The 20593-nt window shown below is 41.2% G+C and carries 20 protein-coding genes and 1 tRNA gene; 19 read left to right on the forward strand and 2 right to left on the reverse strand.

Annotated features, from left to right (window positions below):
* Positions 1-172 precede the first annotated feature (172 nt).
* The 10 genes from HF078_RS19510 (at position 173) to secG (ending at position 10673) form a co-directional block, all read left to right on the forward strand.
* Positions 173-250 (forward strand) — tRNA-Arg (locus HF078_RS19510).
* A gap of 587 nt (positions 251-837) precedes the next feature.
* On the forward strand, positions 838-2172 hold the full coding sequence (gene rpoN / locus HF078_RS19515; RefSeq protein ID WP_169292648.1) for an RNA polymerase factor sigma-54: 1335 nt from the start codon (positions 838-840) through the stop codon (positions 2170-2172).
* 15 nt (positions 2173-2187) lie between these two features.
* A complete protein-coding gene (locus HF078_RS19520; protein ID WP_169292649.1) occupies positions 2188-2430 on the forward strand; it encodes a glutaredoxin family protein in 243 nt (80 codons plus the stop codon).
* Between the two features lie 167 nt (positions 2431-2597).
* Positions 2598-3617: a sugar-binding transcriptional regulator gene (locus HF078_RS19525; RefSeq protein ID WP_169292650.1), complete on the forward strand. Its 1020-nt coding sequence runs from the start codon at positions 2598-2600 to the stop codon at positions 3615-3617.
* 211 nt (positions 3618-3828) lie between these two features.
* Complete coding sequence (gene gap / locus HF078_RS19530) at positions 3829-4836, forward strand: type I glyceraldehyde-3-phosphate dehydrogenase (RefSeq protein ID WP_168862693.1); 1008 nt, start codon at positions 3829-3831, stop codon at positions 4834-4836.
* A 144-nt stretch (positions 4837-4980) separates the two neighbouring features.
* The gene (locus HF078_RS19535; protein ID WP_060665409.1) at positions 4981-6165 is read left to right on the forward strand and encodes a phosphoglycerate kinase; all 1185 of its coding nucleotides are present in this window, start codon (positions 4981-4983) and stop codon (positions 6163-6165) included.
* A 195-nt stretch (positions 6166-6360) separates the two neighbouring features.
* The gene (gene tpiA, locus HF078_RS19540; RefSeq protein ID WP_168862694.1) at positions 6361-7122 is read left to right on the forward strand and encodes a triose-phosphate isomerase; all 762 of its coding nucleotides are present in this window, start codon (positions 6361-6363) and stop codon (positions 7120-7122) included.
* The gene (gpmI, locus tag HF078_RS19545; protein ID WP_169292651.1) at positions 7115-8650 is read left to right on the forward strand and encodes a 2,3-bisphosphoglycerate-independent phosphoglycerate mutase; all 1536 of its coding nucleotides are present in this window, start codon (positions 7115-7117) and stop codon (positions 8648-8650) included. The genes tpiA and gpmI overlap by 8 nt, the downstream gene beginning before the upstream one ends.
* Positions 8651-8850: 200 nt before the next feature.
* Positions 8851-10146, forward strand: coding sequence for a phosphopyruvate hydratase (eno, locus tag HF078_RS19550; protein WP_060665412.1), 1296 nt, complete (start codon positions 8851-8853; stop codon positions 10144-10146).
* A 296-nt stretch (positions 10147-10442) separates the two neighbouring features.
* The gene (gene secG / locus HF078_RS19555) at positions 10443-10673 is read left to right on the forward strand and encodes a preprotein translocase subunit SecG (protein WP_060665413.1); all 231 of its coding nucleotides are present in this window, start codon (positions 10443-10445) and stop codon (positions 10671-10673) included.
* Positions 10674-10736: 63 nt separating this feature from the next.
* Here the strand turns inward: secG and HF078_RS19560 are convergent, their stop codons facing one another.
* Together HF078_RS19560 and HF078_RS19565 are read right to left on the reverse strand one after the other, a co-directional pair.
* Positions 10737-10880, reverse strand: a complete 144-nt coding sequence (locus HF078_RS19560) for an anti-repressor SinI family protein (RefSeq protein WP_169292652.1) — start codon at positions 10878-10880, stop codon at positions 10737-10739.
* Positions 10864-11244, reverse strand: a complete 381-nt coding sequence (locus HF078_RS19565; RefSeq protein ID WP_169292653.1) for a helix-turn-helix domain-containing protein — start codon at positions 11242-11244, stop codon at positions 10864-10866. Before HF078_RS19565 ends, HF078_RS19560 begins: the two co-directional genes overlap by 17 nt.
* A 559-nt stretch (positions 11245-11803) precedes the next feature.
* Here HF078_RS19565 and HF078_RS19570 point away from each other — a divergent pair.
* The 9 genes from HF078_RS19570 to HF078_RS19610 all read left to right on the forward strand — a co-directional run bounded on the left by HF078_RS19570 (position 11804) and on the right by HF078_RS19610 (position 20581).
* On the forward strand, positions 11804-12526 hold the full coding sequence (locus tag HF078_RS19570) for a YveK family protein (RefSeq protein WP_169292654.1): 723 nt from the start codon (positions 11804-11806) through the stop codon (positions 12524-12526).
* On the forward strand, positions 12507-13175 hold the full coding sequence (locus HF078_RS19575; RefSeq protein WP_169292655.1) for a polysaccharide biosynthesis tyrosine autokinase: 669 nt from the start codon (positions 12507-12509) through the stop codon (positions 13173-13175). Before HF078_RS19570 ends, HF078_RS19575 begins: the two co-directional genes overlap by 20 nt.
* Before the next feature lie 234 nt (positions 13176-13409).
* Positions 13410-15257 carry a polysaccharide biosynthesis protein gene (locus HF078_RS19580; RefSeq protein WP_240951798.1) on the forward strand — a complete coding sequence of 616 codons (1848 nt, stop codon included), beginning with the start codon at positions 13410-13412 and terminating at the stop codon, positions 15255-15257.
* A gap of 15 nt (positions 15258-15272) precedes the next feature.
* Positions 15273-16148 carry a UTP--glucose-1-phosphate uridylyltransferase GalU gene (galU, locus tag HF078_RS19585; protein WP_169292656.1) on the forward strand — a complete coding sequence of 292 codons (876 nt, stop codon included), beginning with the start codon at positions 15273-15275 and terminating at the stop codon, positions 16146-16148.
* Positions 16149-16169: 21 nt separating this feature from the next.
* Positions 16170-17324 carry a glycosyltransferase family 4 protein gene (locus HF078_RS19590; RefSeq protein WP_169292657.1) on the forward strand — a complete coding sequence of 385 codons (1155 nt, stop codon included), beginning with the start codon at positions 16170-16172 and terminating at the stop codon, positions 17322-17324.
* Positions 17309-18415: a glycosyltransferase family 1 protein gene (locus tag HF078_RS19595; protein WP_169292658.1), complete on the forward strand. Its 1107-nt coding sequence runs from the start codon at positions 17309-17311 to the stop codon at positions 18413-18415. The genes HF078_RS19590 and HF078_RS19595 overlap by 16 nt, the downstream gene beginning before the upstream one ends.
* A 13-nt stretch (positions 18416-18428) precedes the next feature.
* Positions 18429-19313 carry a glycosyltransferase family 2 protein gene (locus HF078_RS19600; protein ID WP_169292659.1) on the forward strand — a complete coding sequence of 295 codons (885 nt, stop codon included), beginning with the start codon at positions 18429-18431 and terminating at the stop codon, positions 19311-19313.
* Between the two features lie 30 nt (positions 19314-19343).
* Entirely contained in the window at positions 19344-20417 is a 1074-nt protein-coding gene (locus tag HF078_RS19605; protein ID WP_169292660.1) for an EpsG family protein, read from the forward strand.
* Positions 20418-20428: 11 nt separating this feature from the next.
* Positions 20429-20581: a YwzD family small protein gene (locus tag HF078_RS19610; RefSeq protein WP_169292661.1), complete on the forward strand. Its 153-nt coding sequence runs from the start codon at positions 20429-20431 to the stop codon at positions 20579-20581.
* Positions 20582-20593 lie beyond the last annotated feature (12 nt).

The raw sequence follows: 20593 nt of genomic DNA on the forward strand, positions 1-20593 counted from the left end.
ATTTTTCCCCATGTAATAATCATATCCAGTATGGGGTGGGATTAAACTTTAAACTGTAATACTTAACTCATTATTATAAAAGTTATTTCCTATGGTGATGCGACTTCCTATTGCCCGACTCTCGACAATTGGTGTATAATTTGGTATATTAGTAAAGTTCCATTTGCAGCGTGCGCTCGTAGCTCAGGGGATAGAGCGGTGGTTTCCGGTACCGCGTCATGCGGGGGTTCGAATCCCTCCGAGCGCGCCATAACTACGATAATTGGAAAAACTTACGTTTGAAACGTAATCTTGAAACATGCTATAGTATTACTTGTAACGGACAAGCGCCGTTATCTCATATTATCTACTCACCCAGTGGCGGCACACTGGGTTTTTATTTTGCTTAAAAGGCATTCCGGTTTCTTGAAGGAATGTCTTTTGTTCTACGTACCAGTTTTGGGCGAACGGAAAGTATTTTATAAGTTTTGGATCAAAAAATGGGATAACGGAAAATAAAATACCTCTAACGGAAAATAAAACAGCAGAACGGAAAATATATTAGTGCTAACGGAAAATAAAACACATCACAAGCAAATCCCCAACTCAAAACTTGCCCCAAACTTAAACCTTACCCATGAAAATTAGTATGACAACCCAAACACCATAATAAAATAGAATAATCAGCTAGCACCGTCAGCTTAAAGCGCACCCTTCGACATAAATGGAGAAAATCCTGCCGGGGTCTGACCCCAAAAGTGATGTACAGGAAGATTTTAAAAGCTTACAAGTTCCCAAAAGTCATGTAGAATATAGGTAGAGACAGGATTTAAGTTTGGCCGGAGGAGGGTTGGATGTATGAAGCAGTCAGTTGGTTTGTATCAGGAGCAGTCGTTGAGGCTTGCGATGACGCAGGAGTTGAAGCAGGCGATAACATTGTTGCAGTATTCGACATTGGAGCTGGTCGATTTCCTGAAAGAGCAGTCGCTCGAGAACCCGCTTATGGATCTGAAGGAACCCACCGTCCATAGGGAACTTGCTTCTTCTCGAGTGCAACGCTTAAAACCAAAGAAGATCGGAACGACCACCACACAGACCTTTTCCATTGAAAATTTCAGTAAACATGGAGAAACGTTACATCAATATATTCAACAACAATTGCTGGACACTCCCATGACAACCGAAGAAAAACAATGTGCAAAGCGCATCATCGAACACATAGATGAGAATGGCTATATACAAGAAGAGCCAATGGCAATTGCTGAACAGCTAAAAACAACAACAGAAACCGTCACAAAAATTCTAAATACCATTAAGCAGCTGGAACCGGCCGGAATAGGGGCCAACAACTTACAGGAATGCCTTCTGCTTCAACTAAAAAGAAAATCACCACAAAACGAAGTGGCTGAAGCTATTTTAGAAAATGATTTCATCCTCTTTGCAGAAAAAGCGTGGAAGACACTCGCAAAGAAATATGAGATCAACCTAAAAGAAATACAGACGATACACGACGAAATTGTCAAACTTAACCCGCGACCAGGAAACAAGTATGAAACAATGGAAAAACCCAAATATATAACCCCGGACTTAATCGTCCAAAGACACCAAAATCAGTTTATCGTGTCATTAAACGAAGAAATCATCCCTCAAATTAAGATAAATAAGCAGTATGAGTCGGCCCTGAAAAGGAAAAATGAACTGGAATCCTACCTTCAAGAAAAGATGCAACAATGCCAGTGGATTGTTAAATCTATGGAGCATCGCAAACATACACTCGTAAAAGTGATGGAAGAAATCCTACGAGCTCAGCAATCTTTCTTTCTAAATGGACCATCATTTTTGAAACCGTTAACATTAAAGGATATCTCCACAAGGCTAGAAATCCATGAGTCCACGGTTAGCCGGGCGACAAAGGAAAAGTATGTTCAGACGCCGTATGGATTGTTTGAATTGAAGTATTTCTTCAGTCAAAGCCTCTCTGGCAGACATGATGAAGAGAAATCAACCAAACAGGTGCAGCAGTTGGTGGAAGAACTTATCAAAAAGGAAGACAAACAGAAGCCTTTATCGGATCAACAGCTGACAAACATCCTGCAAAAGCAGTATCATATAACCATCTCCAGAAGAACCGTGGCAAAATATAGAGATATATTGAACATCCCCGGATCTTCCATGAGAAAACGGTATGATTAGAAAGGCAGATGCAAAATGAACGTACAATTTTACACAAAAGTCGATTGCCCACTTTGCGATAAAGCGAAAGCAAAATTAAAAGAGTTGCAGCACGAAATAAATTTTACAATCAAAGAATTTGATATTTATAAAGATGACACGCTTCTAGAAAAATATCAGTTGATGATTCCGGTAGTGGAGCATGAGGGAGAAATGCTTGCCTATGGTCAAGTGGACAAAGAAGAAGTAAGAAAGCGTTTACTTGAAAAAATCCGCTAAACCCTAGTTGCATAAGGGTTTCACCTTTGTTACAATCAACTTGTAGCAAGGGTGATTTTTTTTACCGCTACTGGGACATAATATGTCACAGTGGGACATTTTGTGTCCAGCAGACAGATGATATTTTGTCCATCAGGTAAAATACACACTCTGAAGGGGAAGCTATAATGAAACAGATTATTGAAGTACAAAAGAAATTGTTGCCTGATCTTCTTTCCATTATGCAGAAGCGATACGAAATCCTGAGATACATAAGGTTAATGCAGCCAATTGGAAGAAGAAGTTTGTCAGGCAGTCTAGGTTTGAGTGAGCGGGTGCTAAGAGGAGAAGTTGATTTCCTTAAAGCGCAGAACCTGATTCACGTCAGTGTTGCCGGCATGACATTGACGAAAGAAGGGGAATACCTCATTAAAGACCTGGAAGAGGTTATGAAAGAAGTTTCCGGTTTAAAGCAACTAGAAGCGGGAATAGAAGAAAAGTTAGGGATTACAAAAGTTGTCGTGGTTCCGGGTGACAGTGACCAATCCCCTTGGGTGAAAAAGGAACTCGGTCGTGCATGTGTATCCGCAATGCGAGAACGATTCCATGACGAAAACGTCATTGCCGTAGCCGGTGGAACGACTGTTTCCTCTGTAGCGGAAATGATGGCGCCCGACACGAAAAACCGTAATCTGTTGTTTGTCCCAGCTCGAGGCGGTCTTGGGGAAAAGGTCCAAAACCAGTCAAACACCATTTGTGCCACCATGGCAGAAAAGGCATCTGGCGACTACAGACTCTTGCATATCCCAGATTCGCTGAGTCATGAATCCTACCAGTCGATGATTGAAGAACCTTCTATAAAAGAGGTAATTTCCCTCATCAAAAATTCTAGTATGGTTATTCATGGAATTGGAGACGCTAAAACAATGGCAGAGCGCCGTAAAACAGCGCCGGAAAACATGCGCAAGATCGAACAAAGCCATGCGGTAGCTGAAGCTTTCGGATACTATTTCAACGAAGCCGGAGAAGTGGTGCATAAAGTTCAGACAGTTGGAATGCAACTCGCAGATTTGGAAAAGATAGAATGTGTGATTGCAGTAGCCGGCGGTGCCTCAAAGGCAAAAGCGATTCAAGCGTATCTAAAAAAAGCTCCCCACACCATCCTCATTACGGATGAAGGAGCTGCAAAAGAGTTAATTAGGGACTAACATCCCTTCTATAATGGCTAAGTGACTATCAGCATTTGATTGGAGCAAAAGGCGTAGACTCCTGCGGGAGGAAGGGACATGGGAGACCCCACAGGCGAAGCCGAGGAGGCTCCCGGACCGCCCGCGGAAAGCGAAGCCTTTTGCGGAAATCAAATGCGGAGTAATGAAGCCAAATAAAAAATTTCTTAGAAAAACTAAGGAGGAAATAAACATGGCAGTAAAGATTGGTATTAACGGATTTGGGCGTATTGGACGTAACGTATTCCGCGCAGCACTTAAAAACTCTGAGGTAGAAGTAGTAGCAGTTAACGATTTAACAGATGCTAACATGCTTGCACACCTTTTAAAATATGACAGCGTACACGGCAAATTAGCTGCTGACGTGAAAGTTGACGGAGACAACCTAGTTGTTGACGGCAAAACAATCAAAGTTACAGCTGAGCGTGACCCAGCGAAATTATCTTGGGGTGAGCTTGGAGTAGAAGTAGTAGTAGAATCTACTGGTTTCTTCACAAAGCGTGCAGACGCTGCGAAACACTTAGAAGCTGGAGCGAAGAAAGTAATCATCTCTGCACCTGCATCTGACGAAGATATCACAATCGTAATGGGTGTTAACGAAGACAAGTACGATGCAGCTAACCACAACGTTATCTCTAACGCATCTTGTACGACTAACTGCTTGGCGCCATTCGCGAAAGTATTGAACGACAAGTTCGGTATCAAACGTGGAATGATGACAACTGTTCACTCTTACACAAATGACCAACAAATCTTAGACTTGCCACACAAAGACTACCGTCGTGCGCGTGCAGCAGCTGAGAACATCATCCCTACAACTACTGGAGCTGCAAAAGCAGTATCTCTAGTATTACCTGAACTAAAAGGTAAATTGAACGGTGGAGCTATGCGTGTTCCAACTCCAAACGTATCTCTAGTTGACCTTGTAGCTGAGCTTGACAAAGACGTAACAGCTGAAGAAGTAAACGCAGCGTTCAAAGCAGCGGCTGAAGGCGAATTAAAAGGAATTCTTGGTTACTCTGAAGAGCCACTAGTATCTGGTGACTACAATGGTAACCCTGAGTCTTCTACAATCGACGCATTATCTACAATGGTAATGGAAGGCAACATGGTAAAAGTAATCTCTTGGTACGATAACGAGAGCGGATACTCTCACCGTGTAGTAGACCTAGCGAAGTATATCGCTGCTAAAGGACTATAATTTTCATAGCAAAAAGATATTGCTTGGATAAACCTTATCAGCATTCTATAATAAGACATGTGAAGTAGAGGGGGATTGGGGAACACACCCCTCCCTCTTTTCATGTTTTCAAAACAAATTTCCTTTCAAGGGAGGCCGTTCAAAATGAACAAGAAAAGTATTCGTGACATCGACGTCAAAGGCAAACGCGTATTTTGCCGTGTGGACTTTAACGTACCGATGAAGGACGGACAAGTAACAGACGAAACACGTATCCGTGCTGCATTACCAACAATCAAGCACTTAGTGGATAACGGCGCGAAAGTGTTACTTGCAAGCCACTTAGGACGTCCAAAAGGGCAAGTTGTCGAAGAGCTTCGCTTAAACGCAGTTGCAGCTCGTCTACAAGAGCTTCTTGGAAAAGATGTAAAAAAAGCGGATGAAGCTTACGGAGATTCCGTAAAGGCCATCGTTAACGACATGAGCGAGGGAGACGTTCTTTTACTAGAAAACGTTCGTTTCTACCCTGGTGAAGAGAAAAACGATCCAGAACTTGCAAAGGCGTTTGCTGAGCTTGCAGATGTGTATGTAAATGACGCATTCGGCGCAGCTCACCGTGCACATGCTTCCACAGAAGGTATCGCCCAGCACTTACCGGCAGTAGCAGGCCTCTTAATGGAAAAAGAATTAGAAGTACTAGGAAAAGCCCTTTCCAACCCTGAGCGCCCATTCACGGCAATCATCGGCGGAGCTAAGGTTAAAGATAAAATCGGTGTAATTGAAAATCTTCTAAACAAAGTGGACAACTTGATCATCGGTGGTGGACTTGCTTACACGTTTATCAAGGCAAAAGGCTACGATGTAGGAAAATCCTTACTTGAAGAAGATAAAATCGACCTTGCTAAATCCTTCATGGAGCAAGCAAAAGAAAAAGGTGTGAACATGTACATGCCTGTGGATGTTGTTGTAGCAGATGATTTCTCCAACGACGCAAACACACAAATCGTACCTGTTGAAGAAATTCCAAGCGACTGGGAAGGCCTTGATTGCGGACCTAAATCCCGTGAAATCTACGCGGATGTAATCAAAAACTCCAAGCTTGTTATCTGGAATGGACCAATGGGAGTATTCGAACTAGATGCATTTGCTGGCGGAACAAAAGCAGTAGGTGAAGCCCTGGCAGAAGCTACCGATACATACTCTGTCATCGGTGGAGGAGACTCTGCAGCTGCTGTTGAAAAATTCAACCTCGCAGACAAAATGAGCCATATCTCAACTGGTGGAGGCGCATCCCTAGAATTCATGGAAGGCAAAGAACTTCCAGGAGTAGTAGCGCTGAACGATAAGTAATTAATAATATGAGGTTTCTAGCTGTTGATTGGAGCAAAAGGCGAAGACTCCTAAGGGAGATAGCGCTAGGTGGAGACCCCGCAGGCTTGCCGAGGAGGCTCTCGTCAGCCCCTAGGAAAGCGAAGCCATTTGCGGAAATCAACAGCGGAGTAATACAGAAACTTTATTTACCCCAACCCCGAAAGGATGGATACCATGCGTAAACCAATTATTGCTGGTAACTGGAAAATGCACAAAACACTTTCCGAAGCAACAAGCTTCGTAGAAGAAGTAAAAGGACTAGTTCCTGCTGCCGACAAAATCGACGCAGTAGTATGTGCACCAGCTCTTTTCCTAGAGCGACTTGTTTCAAACACAGAAGGCCGCGACCTTAAAATCGGTGCCCAAAATATGCACTTCGAAGACAGCGGAGCATTCACAGGCGAAGTCAGCCCTGTTGCCCTAAAAGACATCGGTGTATCCTATGTTGTTCTAGGTCACTCCGAGCGCCGCGAAATGTTTGCTGAAACAGACGAAACGGTTAACAAGAAAACTCTTGCAGCATTCAAACACGGATTAACTCCGATCGTATGCTGCGGTGAAACTTTAGAAGAGCGCGAGTCTGGCAAAACAAACGACATCGTTGGTAACCAAGTGAAGAAAGCTCTAACAGGCTTAACTTCTGACCAAGTTAAAACTACGGTTGTTGCATACGAGCCAATCTGGGCGATCGGAACTGGCAAATCTTCCACAGCGGAAGATGCAAACGAAGTGTGTGCGCACATCCGCAGCGTCATCGCTTCTGAATTTGATCAAGCTGCAGCTGATGCAGTACGTATTCAGTACGGCGGATCTGTAAAACCTGGAAACATTGCAGACTACATGGCTCAATCTGATATCGATGGAGCACTTGTAGGCGGAGCAAGCCTTGAACACCAATCTTTCTTACAGCTTTTGGAGGCAGGTAAGAATGACTAAAAAACCAGTAGCACTAATCATCTTAGACGGTTTTGCGATGCGCGGGGAAACAACCGGTAATGCGGTGGCGCAAGCAAACAAACCTAACTTTGATAAATTTTGGAGCACATACCCGCACGCGCAGTTAACTGCAAGCGGGGAAGCGGTAGGACTTCCAGAAGGGCAAATGGGTAACTCTGAAGTTGGCCATTTAAACATCGGAGCCGGCCGAATTGTGTACCAAAGTTTGACCCGTGTGAATGTGGCGATCCGCGAAGGGGACTTTTATGAAAATGAGACGTTCCTTAACGCCATTAAGCATGCAAAAGAAAAAGGCACCAACCTTCACTTGTTCGGTTTGCTTTCAGATGGAGGCGTTCATAGTCACATCCAGCACCTTTTCGCTCTCTTAAAGCTTGCGAAAAGAGAAGGCTTAGATCGTGTGTATATTCACGGTTTCCTTGATGGTCGTGATGTTGCTCCTAAATCTGCTCCAGAGTTTATCGAGCAATTAAACGAGCAGCTTCTAGACCTTGGAGTAGGCAAGATTGCAACCATTTCTGGCCGCTATTACTCCATGGACCGTGACAAGCGTTGGGATCGCGTAGAGAAGTCTTACCGTGCGATGGTGTACGGTGAAGGCCCTACTTATAACGACGCAATGGAGTGTATCAATGACTCCTACAACAACGGAATCTTTGACGAGTTCGTCATTCCATCTGTTATGACAAAAGAAGATGGCAGCCCTGTTGCAACCATTCAAGACGAAGACGCTGTTATTTTCTATAACTTCCGTCCGGATCGTGCCATTCAGATTTCTAACACATTCACCAATAATGACTTCCGCGCATTTGATCGTGGGCCAAAACATCCGACCAACCTTCAGTTCGTTTGTTTAACTCACTTCAGTGAAACGGTGGATGGATATGTAGCATTCAAACCAGTAGGAATGGACAACACTTTGGGCGAGGTGTTATCCCAAAAAGGCTTGAACCAGCTTCGTATTGCGGAGACGGAAAAATACCCGCACGTCACGTTCTTCATGAGCGGTGGACGTGAGGAAGCTTATCCTGGAGAAGAAAGAATTCTAATTGATTCTCCAAAGGTAGCAACTTATGACTTAAAACCAGAAATGAGTGCGTACGAAGTAACGGATGCACTTTTAGCAGAAATAGCAGCAGATAAACACGATGCCATCATCCTTAACTTCGCAAACCCTGATATGGTCGGGCATTCCGGAATGCTTGAGCCTACAATCCAGGCTGTGGAAGTGACAGATGAGTGCCTAGGGAAGGTAGTCAACGCCATTTTAGAAAAAGACGGTGTTGCCATCATCACGGCAGACCACGGGAACGCTGACGAAGTCGTAACGACAGAAGGCAACCCAATGACTGCCCACACAACCAACCCGGTACCAGTCATCGTAACGAAGAACGGTGTAGAACTCCGCGACGGCGGAATCCTTGGTGACCTAGCCCCAACTGTGCTAGACTTACTAGGGGTAGACAAACCATCCGAAATGACAGGAAGTTCTTTAATTAAAAAGTAATAGCTGATTTCTAGCTATAGATTGAAGTGTAGGGTGTGAGACTCCAGCGGGGGAGTAACGGTAGCTTGACACCCCACAGGCGAAGCCGAGGAGTCTCAAGCACCGTCCCGCGGAAAGCGAACACCTGAAACGGAGATCTATAGCGGTGTTAAAGCAGTAAAAAATAAAAAATATCTCAATTCAAAAGGAGAGTTACAAACATGCCAATTATCTCTGACGTTTACGCACGCGAAGTCCTTGACTCCCGTGGTAACCCAACAATCGAAGTAGAAGTATACACTGAATCCGGAGCTTTCGGACGCGCACTAGTACCAAGTGGAGCATCTACAGGTGAATACGAAGCAGTAGAACTACGCGACGGCGACAAGTCCCGCTACCTTGGAAAAGGTGTTCAAAAAGCAGTAGAAAACGTGAACGAAATCATCGCTCCTGAACTAGTAGGTCTTTTCGACGTACTTGAGCAAGTAGCAATCGACGAAGCATTAATCGACCTTGACGGTACAGAAAACAAAGGAAAATTAGGTGCTAACGCAATCCTTGGTGTATCCATGGCAGTAGCGCGTGCAGCAGCTGACTTCCTTCAAATTCCTTTATACCAACATCTTGGTGGTTTCAACTCCAAGACTCTTCCAGTACCAATGATGAACATCATCAACGGTGGAGAGCACGCGGACAACAACGTTGATATCCAAGAATTCATGGTAATGCCTGTTGGAGCGGAAAACTTCAAAGAAGCTCTACGTATGGGCGCTGAAATCTTCCACGCTCTTAAATCAGTACTAAGCGCTAAAGGCTTAAACACAGCTGTAGGTGACGAAGGTGGATTCGCTCCAAACCTTGGATCTAACGAAGAAGCGCTTCAAACTATCATTGAAGCTATCGAAAAAGCAGGTTACAAACCAGGCGAACAAGTTATGCTTGCTATGGACGCTGCAGCTTCTGAGTTCTACAACAAAGAAGACGGCAAATACCACCTTAAAGGGGAAGGCGTTGTTTACACTTCTGCTGAAATGGTGGACTTCTACGAGAAGATGGCGGACAAGTACCCAATCATCTCTATCGAAGACGGCCTAGACGAGAACGACTGGGAAGGATTCAAACTATTAACTGAGCGCATTGGAAACAAAGTTCAATTAGTAGGGGACGACCTATTCGTAACAAACACAAAGAAATTGGCTGAAGGTATCGAGCGCAAAATCGGTAACTCCATCCTAATCAAAGTGAACCAAATTGGTACACTTACAGAAACGTTCGAAGCAATCGAAATGGCTAAACGCGCAGGCTACACTGCAGTAATCTCTCACCGTTCTGGTGAAACAGAAGACAGCACAATTGCTGACATCGCAGTAGCAACAAACGCTGGCCAAATCAAAACAGGTGCACCATCCCGTACAGACCGCGTAGCGAAATACAACCAACTTCTTCGCATCGAAGACCAACTTGGTGACACTGCTCGCTACGACGGCCTACGTTCTTTCTATAACTTGAAGAAGTAATTTCTTCTACATGAGGACCCAACTTCGGTTGGGTTCTTTTTTAGGTTCATATAATTTTCTAGCTGTGGATTGGAGCAACTAGCGGAGACTCAAGCGGGGGAGTAACGGTAGGTTGAGACCCAGCAACGAAGTGAGGAGGCTCAAACGCCGTCCCGCGGAAAGCGAAGCTATTTGCGGAAAGAAACAGCAGTAGCTAAGAGGGATTGTCTACCTCTCATTTCCTCTTGTCCACCTTGTCATAATGTGGTACATTAAATATAATCACATATGTACGTTCCGCAGGAGGTGTAGTTTACATGACGTTATTTCTTACTATTTTACTTATTATCGTAGCAATCTCTTTGATCACAGTAGTACTACTTCAATCAGGTAAAAGTGCAGGTCTTTCAGGAGCGATCTCCGGTGGAGCAGAAACACTTTTCGGAAAACAAAAAGCACGCGGCCTAGACCTTGTTCTACACCGTGCGACAGTTGTTCTTTCTGTATTATTCTTCATTCTGACACTGTCCATTGCATACTTCGCATAATAAATAAAACCACTTTCCAAATTTGGAAAGTGGTTTTTTGCTACTAGAAAAAATTATTCGCAATTATCTGCTTGTGAGAACATTCTCTTGTTTAGCCTCTTCAAAAAACCTTCGTATCTCCTCGTCCGATATTCCAAGGTCCTTTGCTTCCAAAATCAATTCAACCCACTCTAAATCCAAATCTATATACTCAACCACTACTGCCATCCTCCTTGCTATCTTTTCGATTAAATGATTGCCACTTCTGGAACTGAAGATAATTTCGATAGTTGACAAAATCCTCTTTTGTCATGCCTTCCTTAATGGCCTTTTGAATTAGCTTTTTCCATTCCTCGTCTACAACAAGCCTAGTCTGTTCCAACTTTTTTTCCGTTGAACGACCGTCTAATAAGTATTCTATGTTTGTCCCTAAACTAATAGATATCTTTTGAAGAAATTGTAGTGAGGGATTGGTCTGCAGGTCACGCTCTAAATAACTTAAGTACGATTTTGAAACTCCTGCTTTCTCAGCGAGCTCACTGAGTGAATAGCCTTTGCTCTTCCTTAGCTTCCTAATTCGTTCTCCGATCATCCGTAATCTCCTTATTTTTATGTATGTTGTTCATTATATAGTACTAATTGTTCTTTGAAAAAAACAAAATATTTAGTAAATGAGAGAAAATGAGAGGAATATGCCGAAATAAGTTCTTTATTAAGAAATATTGAACTATTTCAACGTTTTTTATAAAGAACAAAATGTTATATACTTTTAATCAAAATTCAGATAAAAAGGGGAAATCTCTAATATGTATATGAAGTTTTGCAACCGGTGCAATAACAAATCATATAGCAGCTACGAAAAAGATCAGTCGAGGTGCCCAAATTGTGCAGAGGATTTAATAGATAAGAAATGGTATGTGGCAGCCCCAAATTTAATTAAACAAATTAAATTGACGGGAAAGAAACAATTAAAAATAAGACTTGTAAAAAGCACTTTCGACACAACGATATAAAAATTCCATAAAATTGAACTTGTTCGTTGACACGTTCTATATAATGAACTATAATCCGTTATATAGCCATCAAAAAAATTTTACACTTGGCGTTCTTAATACAGCACTACTGTTCAAAACAAGAAAGTAGGGGTAGACATGGATTCACATGGTAATAAAGAAATTGAAATCGGAAAGATAATTAAACTACTTATAAAGAAATCTTGGATTATAATACTGTTTGTAATGATTACAACAGGAGCTTCTGCTGTTTATAATAATTTTACAAAACCGACGCCCCTCTTCCAAACTTCAGCCAGTCTGCTTATTCAAGATAGTGCAAGCATCATTAATACTTTGGAGGTTTTTATAAAGGAACCACCAGTCATGGAAGCAGTGATAGATGAACTGGAACTGGAAAGCTCGATGGAAGGATTGGCCAATCAAATTAGTGTGCAGACGGTACAGGAATCACAAATAGTGAAAATTTATGCCATAGATTCCGACCCCTACCGATCAGCCGAAATAGCAAACACCACCGCAAAAATCTTCAAGGAACAGGTAGCAAGTACTCTGAATTTCAATTCTATTGAAATCTTGTACCCTGCAGTGGTCAAGGAAAATCAGCCACCTATCAACCCTGAATCCAATAGGCTGATAATGTTCGGAATGGTATTGGGATGCATCATTGGAGTCGGGTTTGTTTTCTTGATGGACAGTATTGATAACAAAATTAGATCCGAAAGAGATATAGAAAACCTACTTGAAATACCTGTTCTGGGTACTGTCTCAAAATATAAGAAGAAAACATTGACTGCCAACAAAGAGAAAAAGGTGGAAGCCTATGTGAGAGGTGACGTAAGTGAATCTAAAATTGGCTGAAAAAAGTATCTTCCGCAGGAACAAGCAGACACCTCAATCATTGATTGAAGAAATTGAGAGAATTAGATTGAACGTCGAATTTTCTTCCTTTGAAAATAATAGTAAAATAATCATCTTCACATCTCCGAGCTATAAAGAAGGAAAAACGACCATTGTCACTCACCTCGGAGCAGCATTGGCTGAAAACGGCCAGAATGTTCTTCTCATTGATACGGACATAAAAAAGCCCACCTTGCATAAAGTGTTTAAAATAAAAAACACCGTCGGCCTGACTAATGTTCTGACAGGGCAAAAGACAGTGGATGAATCCATCAACCAAACGAATATCGGTAGATTAAAAGTGTTGACCGCTGGGCCAATACCATATAGTACAGAAAAAGTCTTTAAATCTACTACTCTTGATGAAATGCTCGCAAAGCTATCGAAAAGCTTTGATTATATCCTGGTCGACTCGGCTCCCGCACTTCAAGGAAATGATACACGCATATTCGCAAGCAAATGTGACGGGGTCATCATGGTAGTGAAAGATGGCAAGACGGAAAATGCCAAAGCCCTAGAGGCAAAGAAAGCACTAGAAATTGCCAAGGCCAACTTATTGGGAGTAGTGTTGAACGCAAAACCCAAAGGACTGATGAGCAAATTTTTTTAATTACAACGTTCTTTATTGAGAATAATATATTCTTTATATAGGCGATGTCTCCTTGCCGTTATCAATGGAGGCACTCGATCATGCTGTGGGTGAAAACCTTAGACACAAGTTGTCGTTAGTGTGGTGTGAGGGTGGGTTGAATGCCCAATTTTTCATTGAATTTCTTAGGAATGAAGTGATCTTGATTACTTCATCCTTAAGCAATTCAAAAAATGAAAGAGAGGAGGACTAGTGTTGGCAGGTATATTAAGAGTGTTCACCTTATTGGCAGCAGACATCACTTTATTGGTAGCCGCATTATTTCTAAGTAACTATTTAGCAAAAGGCAGTTTCGATGGGGAAAACGGTCAAATATTGACATCAATCATTATGAGCCTGGTCCTTATCCATACCATAGTATCACATAGATACAAACTGTATCGAAAAGCGTGGGAGTATGCGAGTGTAGGGGAATTATACATAATTATTAAAATTGTAAGTATCAGCATACTCCTTGCAGTACCTATCCAATTTTTCTTGGGCAATGGTTTAGAAATCCGCATGCTTCTTACAACCTGGTTCATCTACCTGGTTTGTATAGGAGGATCAAGGTTCGGTTGGAGACTGTGGAGGGATAATGTATTACTTAAAAGAGGAATAGTCAAACGGACATTAATTATTGGCGCAGGGGCAGCGGGAAGAATGGTAGCAAGGCAGCTATTGAACAACCCGAAGTCAGATTTGCACCCAATCGCTTTTATTGATGATGACAATAAAAAGAATAAATTGGACATTCTTGGCGTTCCCGTTATTGGTGGGCGTGAGAGTATCGTCAGAGCCGTCAAAGAACTTGAAATAGAGCATATCGTAATCGCCATTCCATCCCTACATCAAAAAGAACTGAACCAAATCTTTCTGGAATGCGGGAAAACAAAAGTTAAAACGCAAACCCTTCCTATGCTGGAGGATCTAATGACTGGTAAAGTTTCTGTCAATCATTTCCGAGACGTGCAGGTGGAAGACCTGCTTGGAAGAGCGCCGGTAGAGTTGGATATTAATAGTATTTCAGAAACCATCACAGATAGAGTGGTTCTGGTAACAGGAGCTGGAGGTTCCATCGGCTCGGAAATATGCAGGCAAGTATCCTCCTTTCATCCTTCCAAATTAGTATTACTTGGTCATGGAGAAAATAGTATTTACTCGATAGAGATGGAATTGAAAGAAACGTTCAAGGAAACCACCATTGAATTTGTGACAGAAATAGCAGACATCCAGGATGGCAAGAAAATGGGAACAATTATGGAGAAGCATCAGCCATATATCGTCTACCATGCAGCTGCCCATAAACACGTTCCACTGATGGAACGAAATCCTGAAGAAGCAGTAAAAAACAATATTATCGGTACAAAAAATGTAGCACTTGCAGCCAATTGGAATAACGTTCATACCTTTGTCATGATCTCCTCCGACAAAGCCGTAAATCCTACAAGCGTAATGGGATCTACCAAAAGATTAGCGGAAATGATCATTCAAGATTTAGATAAAAAGAGTACCACCAAATTCATTGCCGTTCGTTTTGGCAATGTTCTGGGAAGCAGGGGAAGCGTCATCCCACGATTTAAAAAGCAAATAATGGTAGGTGGACCGGTCACTGTTACCCATCCTGATATGATCCGATATTTCATGACCATCCCAGAGGCGTCAAGACTTGTCATTCAGGCTGGAAGTCTCGCCCGTGGAGGAGAAATTTTCGTATTGGATATGGGTGATCCAGTTAAAATACTGGATCTTGCAAAGAACCTGATAAAACTATCCGGCTATTCTGTAGAAGACATAGGCATCGAATATTCAGGGGTACGACCAGGCGAAAAGCTGTTTGAAGAATTGCTGAACGATAACGAAATTCAGGAAAAACAGATCTATCCAAAAATACACATCGGAAAAACATCACAATTGTATATGAATGAGATAGAAGAATTACTGCAAAATTTAGAAGCGTACAGTAATGAAGACCTTAGAGAAATGTTACTGCAACTAGCCAACAGAAAAGCGATGGAAGAGCACACAGAAAAGCCAAAAGTGATGCTAACCGTTACAGGATAAGGAGGGGTGAAACACATGAAAGTAAGAAAGGCAATTATTCCAGCTGCGGGTCTAGGAACAAGGTTTCTCCCAGCTACAAAAGCCATGCCAAAGGAAATGCTGCCGATTGTCGACAAACCTACCATTCAATACATCGTGGAAGAGGCTATCAATGCAGGTATAGAAGATATTCTCATTGTGACAGGTAAAGGTAAACGCGCAATTGAGGATCATTTCGATAACTCGTTTGAATTGGAGCAGAACTTACTAAGCAAAGGAAAGGTGGAACTCCTAAATGAAGTGCAGAAACCATCCAATGTGGATATTCATTATATCCGTCAAAAAGAACCAAAAGGACTGGGTCATGCCATCTGGTGCGCTAGAAAGTTTATAGGGAATGAGCCTTTTGCCGTCCTGTTAGGTGATGACATTGTTCAGTCTGAGACACCGTGTCTTAAACAAATGATCGTTCAATTTGACCGCTTCCGTTCTAGCATGTTGGGTGTCCAGAGTGTGAATCCTGACGAAGTTTCCAGATACGGAATTGTCGATGGAAAAGAAATAAGTAAACAACTTTATACCATTAATGCCCTTGTTGAAAAGCCTGCGATGGATGAAGCTCCTTCCAACATAGCTATAATGGGACGCTATATTTTAACACCGAGGATATTCGACATTCTTCAAAACCAGACTCCAGGAGCCGGAGGGGAAATTCAGCTTACAGATGCCATCGCCACGCTTAATCAATTTGAAGCAGTATATGCCTATGAGTTCGAGGGAAAACGCTATGACGTCGGTGAAAAACTCGGATTTATTGAAACAACCATCGAATTTGCCCTACAGCACGATGAATTGAAATATCCACTATTGGATTTCCTATCAAAGGTGATGAACCGGGAAACCATTAAATAATATCCTGATAGGGGGATAACATTGACAAAAAAAATTCTCTTTTGTGCCACAGTTGACTACCATTTTAAAGCGTTCCACTTGCCTATAATGAAATGGTTCAAAGAACAAGGTTGGGAAGTCCATGTTGCCGCTGCAGGAAACATGGAATTACCTTTTACAGATAAACAACATGTCATTCCCATCCACCGCTCTCCGTTCCGTAAGGACAACAAGAAAGCCTATCAGGAATTAAAAGCCATTATCAACCAAAACCAGTTTGAAATCATTCACTGTCACACTCCACTCGGCGGCGTGTTAACACGGCTTGCAGCCAAAGAAGCCAGAAAAAATGGCACAAAAGTTATCTACACCGCACACGGTTTTCACTTCTGCAAAGGTGCACCATACATAAACTGGCTTTTATACTATCCAATAGAAAAGCAGCTTGCCGCATATACGGACTGTCTGATTACGATAAACCGTGAAGACTACACACTGGCAGTGGACCACCGCTTCCGTTCGTCTCATATAGAACTGGTGAACGGTGTCGGAGTAGACACAACCCGCTTCCAACCAGTAACGGATAAACAGAAAAAAGAACTTCGCCTAAAACTAGGCTTTAAACAAGATGATTTTATCCTTTTCTATGCAGCTGAATTTAACAAAAATAAAAACCAAAAAGTACTCATAAATGCCATAGCGTCCTTAAAAGACGAGCTTCCGAAAGCTCGTCTTTTGCTTGCAGGAGAGGGGATCAAACAGGAGGAGTCCAAGAAACTCGCCGAAAAACTTGGAGTTTCTTCACAAGTAGATTTCCTCGGCTTCAGAAAAGACATCCACCACATCCTTCCCGCCTGTGACGTCGCTGTGGCGTCGAGTTTCCGCGAAGGCCTCCCAGTTAACATCATGGAAGCCATGGCCTGTGGGTTACCAATAGTTGCAAGCGACAATCGGGGGCACAGGGAGTTAGTTTTTGAGGAGTATAATGGGTTTTTGTTAAAAGAAAACTGTAGCAACGAGTTTTCAGTTGCATGGAAGTACCTCTATACAAACACCGAACAGAGAAAAATCTTTGGCCTGAACGGAAGAAAGCTAATTCAAAACAAATTTAATGAAGAAACGGTACATTTTCAACTTACCGAGATCTACAAAAAGTATATGCCAGAACAGGAGGGTGTTCTATGGGAAGCCCGATAAGAGTGCTTCACGCCGTAGTGAATATGAATCGGGGCGGAGCGGAGACTCTTCTGATGAATCTGTACAGAAATATAGACAGGTCAAAAATACAATTTGACTTTCTTACCTCTAAAGAAGGCGTTTTTGATAAAGAGATTCAAAGCCTAGGAGGAAAAGTACACAGAATTCCTTACATTACAGACATTGGACATTTGGGATATACTAGAGCGCTCAACCGTTTTTTTTCATCCAACTTAGAATATAAAATTGTCCACTCTCACATGGATAAAATGAGTGGTTTGGTATTAAAAGTAGCTAGAGAACATAATGTACCTACTAGAATAGCGCATAGTCACAACACAAGTAGTGAGGGGAACTCAATAGCCAAACTTTACAAATGGTATGTAGGAAAAGACATTTTAAAATTTGCAACCCACTACATGGCATGTTCAGATAAAGCAGCGAAATGGCTCTTTAAAAATAACATTCATCAAGCACAAATTCTCAAAAACGGAATTGAACCAGAGAAATTTAAGTTTTCATCTTCAAATAGAAAACGGATAAGGGAAGAATTCGGAATAAAAGAATCCGATTTCTTAATAGGACATATAGGAAGATTCAATGAACAAAAAAACCACAACTTTTTGTTGGATGTTTTTTCAAAAATATCCAAAGTGAATAAGAGGGCGCATCTCTTACTGGTGGGAGACGGCGTTCTTCAGGAACAACTTAGAAAAAAGGTAAAACGACTAAAGTTAGAAGAAAAAATAGTTTTTGCAGGGGTAAGAAGTGATATTCCCGACTTGCTTCAAGGGATGGATTTATTTGCATTTCCATCTTTACATGAAGGTTTACCTGTTACATTAATTGAAGCCCAGAGTGCCGGTGTTCCATGTCTGATATCAGAAGTTATTACAGAAGAGGTTGATATGGGGTTAGGTTTAGTAGAGTATCTTCCAATAAAAAAACATGATCAATGGGTGGAAGCCATATCAGCTAAAATGAGCATTTCAACTGACCGAGTAATAGACTCTTCAAAGACATTAGATGACAAGGGCTACAACATAAAAAATACAGCATCTTGGACAGAAGGTTTTTACTCGGCAATATAAAGGTGGTCAGGTAATGAAGTTACTAACAGTATTTACACCAACATACAATAGAGGCTATTGTCTTGGAAGATGTTATGAGAGTTTAACAAATCAGACCATTAATAATTTCAGATGGTTAATTATTGATGATGGCTCAACCGATGGAACAAAAGAGTTAGTTGATAGATGGAGAAACGAAAATAAGATTGAAATTGAGTATATTTGGCAGGAAAATCAAGGGATGCACGGTGCCCACAACACTGCCTATGAGCATATCACAACCGAATTAAATGTTTGCATTGATTCGGATGACTACATGCCAATGGATGCCGTAGAGAAAATAGTGACTTTTTGGAAAGAACATGGTAGCAAGAAAGTAAGTGGAATTGTGGGCTTGGATCTTTTTACAAATGGTCAAATTATTGGCACCGCATTACCTAAAGAATACAAAACATCCACACTTTTTAATCTATACAATAAGCACGGGGTAAAAGGTGATAAAAAACTCGTATACAGGACTGAATTAACAAAAAGATATCCCTATCCCATTTTTACTGGCGAAAAATATGTAGGGCTGGCTTACAAATATTATAAGCTGGATCAAGACTACGAACTACTAATCATGAATGAGGCATTATGTGTTGTCGAATATCTACCAGATGGATCTTCAGTCAATATGTTAAAGCAATATCGTCATAATCCAAAAGGGTTTGCATTTTATCGAAAAGAATTGATGAAACTCCCATTCGTAAGCTTTAAGTTCAAAGTTAGGCAAGCTGTGCATTATGTATCCAGCAGTTTAATGATGAATAACCGTGGGTTTATATCAGATGCTCCTAATAAGGCTGTTACAACCATGGTTATCCCATTTGGATATTTGCTCTATTTATACATCATCACAAAAACAAAGGTTGCTTAGTGTGCTGTTCATGAAAGGAATAATGAGAAGATGACTGTACTTTATTTAAACCTTGTTACTGTTTTTTCATTGTCTTGGATAGCTAGGTACTTTTCCACACCTGCTATGGCCACTTCCCTGAATTCGCCAATAGAAGTTAAACCGAATAGATATTTAACAATGTTGGCAATGATAACACTCGTCTTAGTATCAGGCTTACGAACAAATATAGGGGATACCTTTTTTTATCGACATGCTTTTGAAGTACAGGATTTCACATGGGAGTTCGTATTAAGTGAAAAGGATATAGGATTTGGTCTTCTACAAATGTTACTAAAATACTTGTCAGAAGATCCGCAGATTTTAATATTAGTAACAGCATTGATAACAAATTTGCTAATTGTGATGGTCATTTACAAGTACTCTAGATTGATAGAACTTAGCCTCTTTGTTTACATCACAAGCGGCTTATTTTTAGTCTCTATGAATGGAATAAGACAATTCCTTGCTGCAGCTATTATCTTTGCCGCTACAAAATACGTTATGGATGGAAGTTGGATAAAATTCATTGTGATGGTCTTACTCGCTTCCACCTTTCATCAAAGTGCACTCATACTTATTCCTATCTATTTTTTGGTTAGAAGAAAAGCATGGACCAAGTCTACATTTACTTTGTTAGTCCTTGCTATGATTGTGGTTGTTGGATATAACCAATTTTCAAGCATATTATTTAGTGCTTTGGAAAATACCCAATATGGACATTATAGCGAATTCTCAGAAGGTGGCGCCAGTATCCTAAGAGTGGTGGTATATGCTGCGCCATTGTTTATCGCGTATTTAGGAAGAGAAAAGCTTAGAAACATCTTTCCTAATAGTGATTATATTGTAAATCTATGTATCTTGAATCTGATCTTCATGATCATTGCTTCCCAGAACTGGATTTTTGCAAGGTTTACAATTTATTTTGGATTATACAATCTAATCTTAATTACCTGGATAGTAAAGTTGGTGAAAGAAAGGGATCAAAAATTTCTCTATTATGGAATCTTCATTTTCTACTTAGCTTACTTTTATTATGAGCATGTCATCTCATTAAATATCTTATACAAAAGCAATTATTTATAAGGAGCTACACTATGTCTATAGCAGATAAATGTACACAAGAGAAACTACAAAACATACTACTTTCTATCTATAAGAAAGGGCAGGAATCAAAAGACATCAGTGTTCTTGAAATGATTGAAGATATAAAACTTGAATTTCTAAACATTACTAATAATAGAGAATAGGCAACTATAAAA

Source organism: Bacillus sp. RO2 (assembly GCF_012911845.1).
Classification (GTDB): Bacteria; Bacillota; Bacilli; order Bacillales; family Bacillaceae_I; genus Sutcliffiella_A.

Excerpts from the sequence above, each read along its gene's own strand:
- rpoN (WP_169292648.1), top strand. The coding sequence starts at position 838 with ATGAAGCAGTCAGTTGGTTTGTATCAGGAGCAGTCGTTGAGGCTTGCG.
- HF078_RS19520 (WP_169292649.1), top strand. The coding sequence starts at position 2,188 with ATGAACGTACAATTTTACACAAAAGTCGATTGCCCACTTTGCGATAAA.
- HF078_RS19525 (WP_169292650.1), top strand. The coding sequence starts at position 2,598 with ATGAAACAGATTATTGAAGTACAAAAGAAATTGTTGCCTGATCTTCTT.
- gap (WP_168862693.1), top strand. The coding sequence starts at position 3,829 with ATGGCAGTAAAGATTGGTATTAACGGATTTGGGCGTATTGGACGTAAC.
- HF078_RS19535 (WP_060665409.1), top strand. The coding sequence starts at position 4,981 with ATGAACAAGAAAAGTATTCGTGACATCGACGTCAAAGGCAAACGCGTA.
- tpiA (WP_168862694.1), top strand. The coding sequence starts at position 6,361 with ATGCGTAAACCAATTATTGCTGGTAACTGGAAAATGCACAAAACACTT.
- gpmI (WP_169292651.1), top strand. The coding sequence starts at position 7,115 with ATGACTAAAAAACCAGTAGCACTAATCATCTTAGACGGTTTTGCGATG.
- eno (WP_060665412.1), top strand. The coding sequence starts at position 8,851 with ATGCCAATTATCTCTGACGTTTACGCACGCGAAGTCCTTGACTCCCGT.
- secG (WP_060665413.1), top strand. The coding sequence starts at position 10,443 with ATGACGTTATTTCTTACTATTTTACTTATTATCGTAGCAATCTCTTTG.
- HF078_RS19560 (WP_169292652.1), bottom strand. The coding sequence starts at position 10,880 with ATGGCAGTAGTGGTTGAGTATATAGATTTGGATTTAGAGTGGGTTGAA.
- HF078_RS19565 (WP_169292653.1), bottom strand. The coding sequence starts at position 11,244 with ATGATCGGAGAACGAATTAGGAAGCTAAGGAAGAGCAAAGGCTATTCA.
- HF078_RS19570 (WP_169292654.1), top strand. The coding sequence starts at position 11,804 with ATGGATTCACATGGTAATAAAGAAATTGAAATCGGAAAGATAATTAAA.
- galU (WP_169292656.1), top strand. The coding sequence starts at position 15,273 with ATGAAAGTAAGAAAGGCAATTATTCCAGCTGCGGGTCTAGGAACAAGG.
- HF078_RS19595 (WP_169292658.1), top strand. The coding sequence starts at position 17,309 with ATGGGAAGCCCGATAAGAGTGCTTCACGCCGTAGTGAATATGAATCGG.
- HF078_RS19600 (WP_169292659.1), top strand. The coding sequence starts at position 18,429 with ATGAAGTTACTAACAGTATTTACACCAACATACAATAGAGGCTATTGT.
- HF078_RS19605 (WP_169292660.1), top strand. The coding sequence starts at position 19,344 with ATGACTGTACTTTATTTAAACCTTGTTACTGTTTTTTCATTGTCTTGG.
- HF078_RS19610 (WP_169292661.1), top strand. The coding sequence starts at position 20,429 with ATGTCTATAGCAGATAAATGTACACAAGAGAAACTACAAAACATACTA.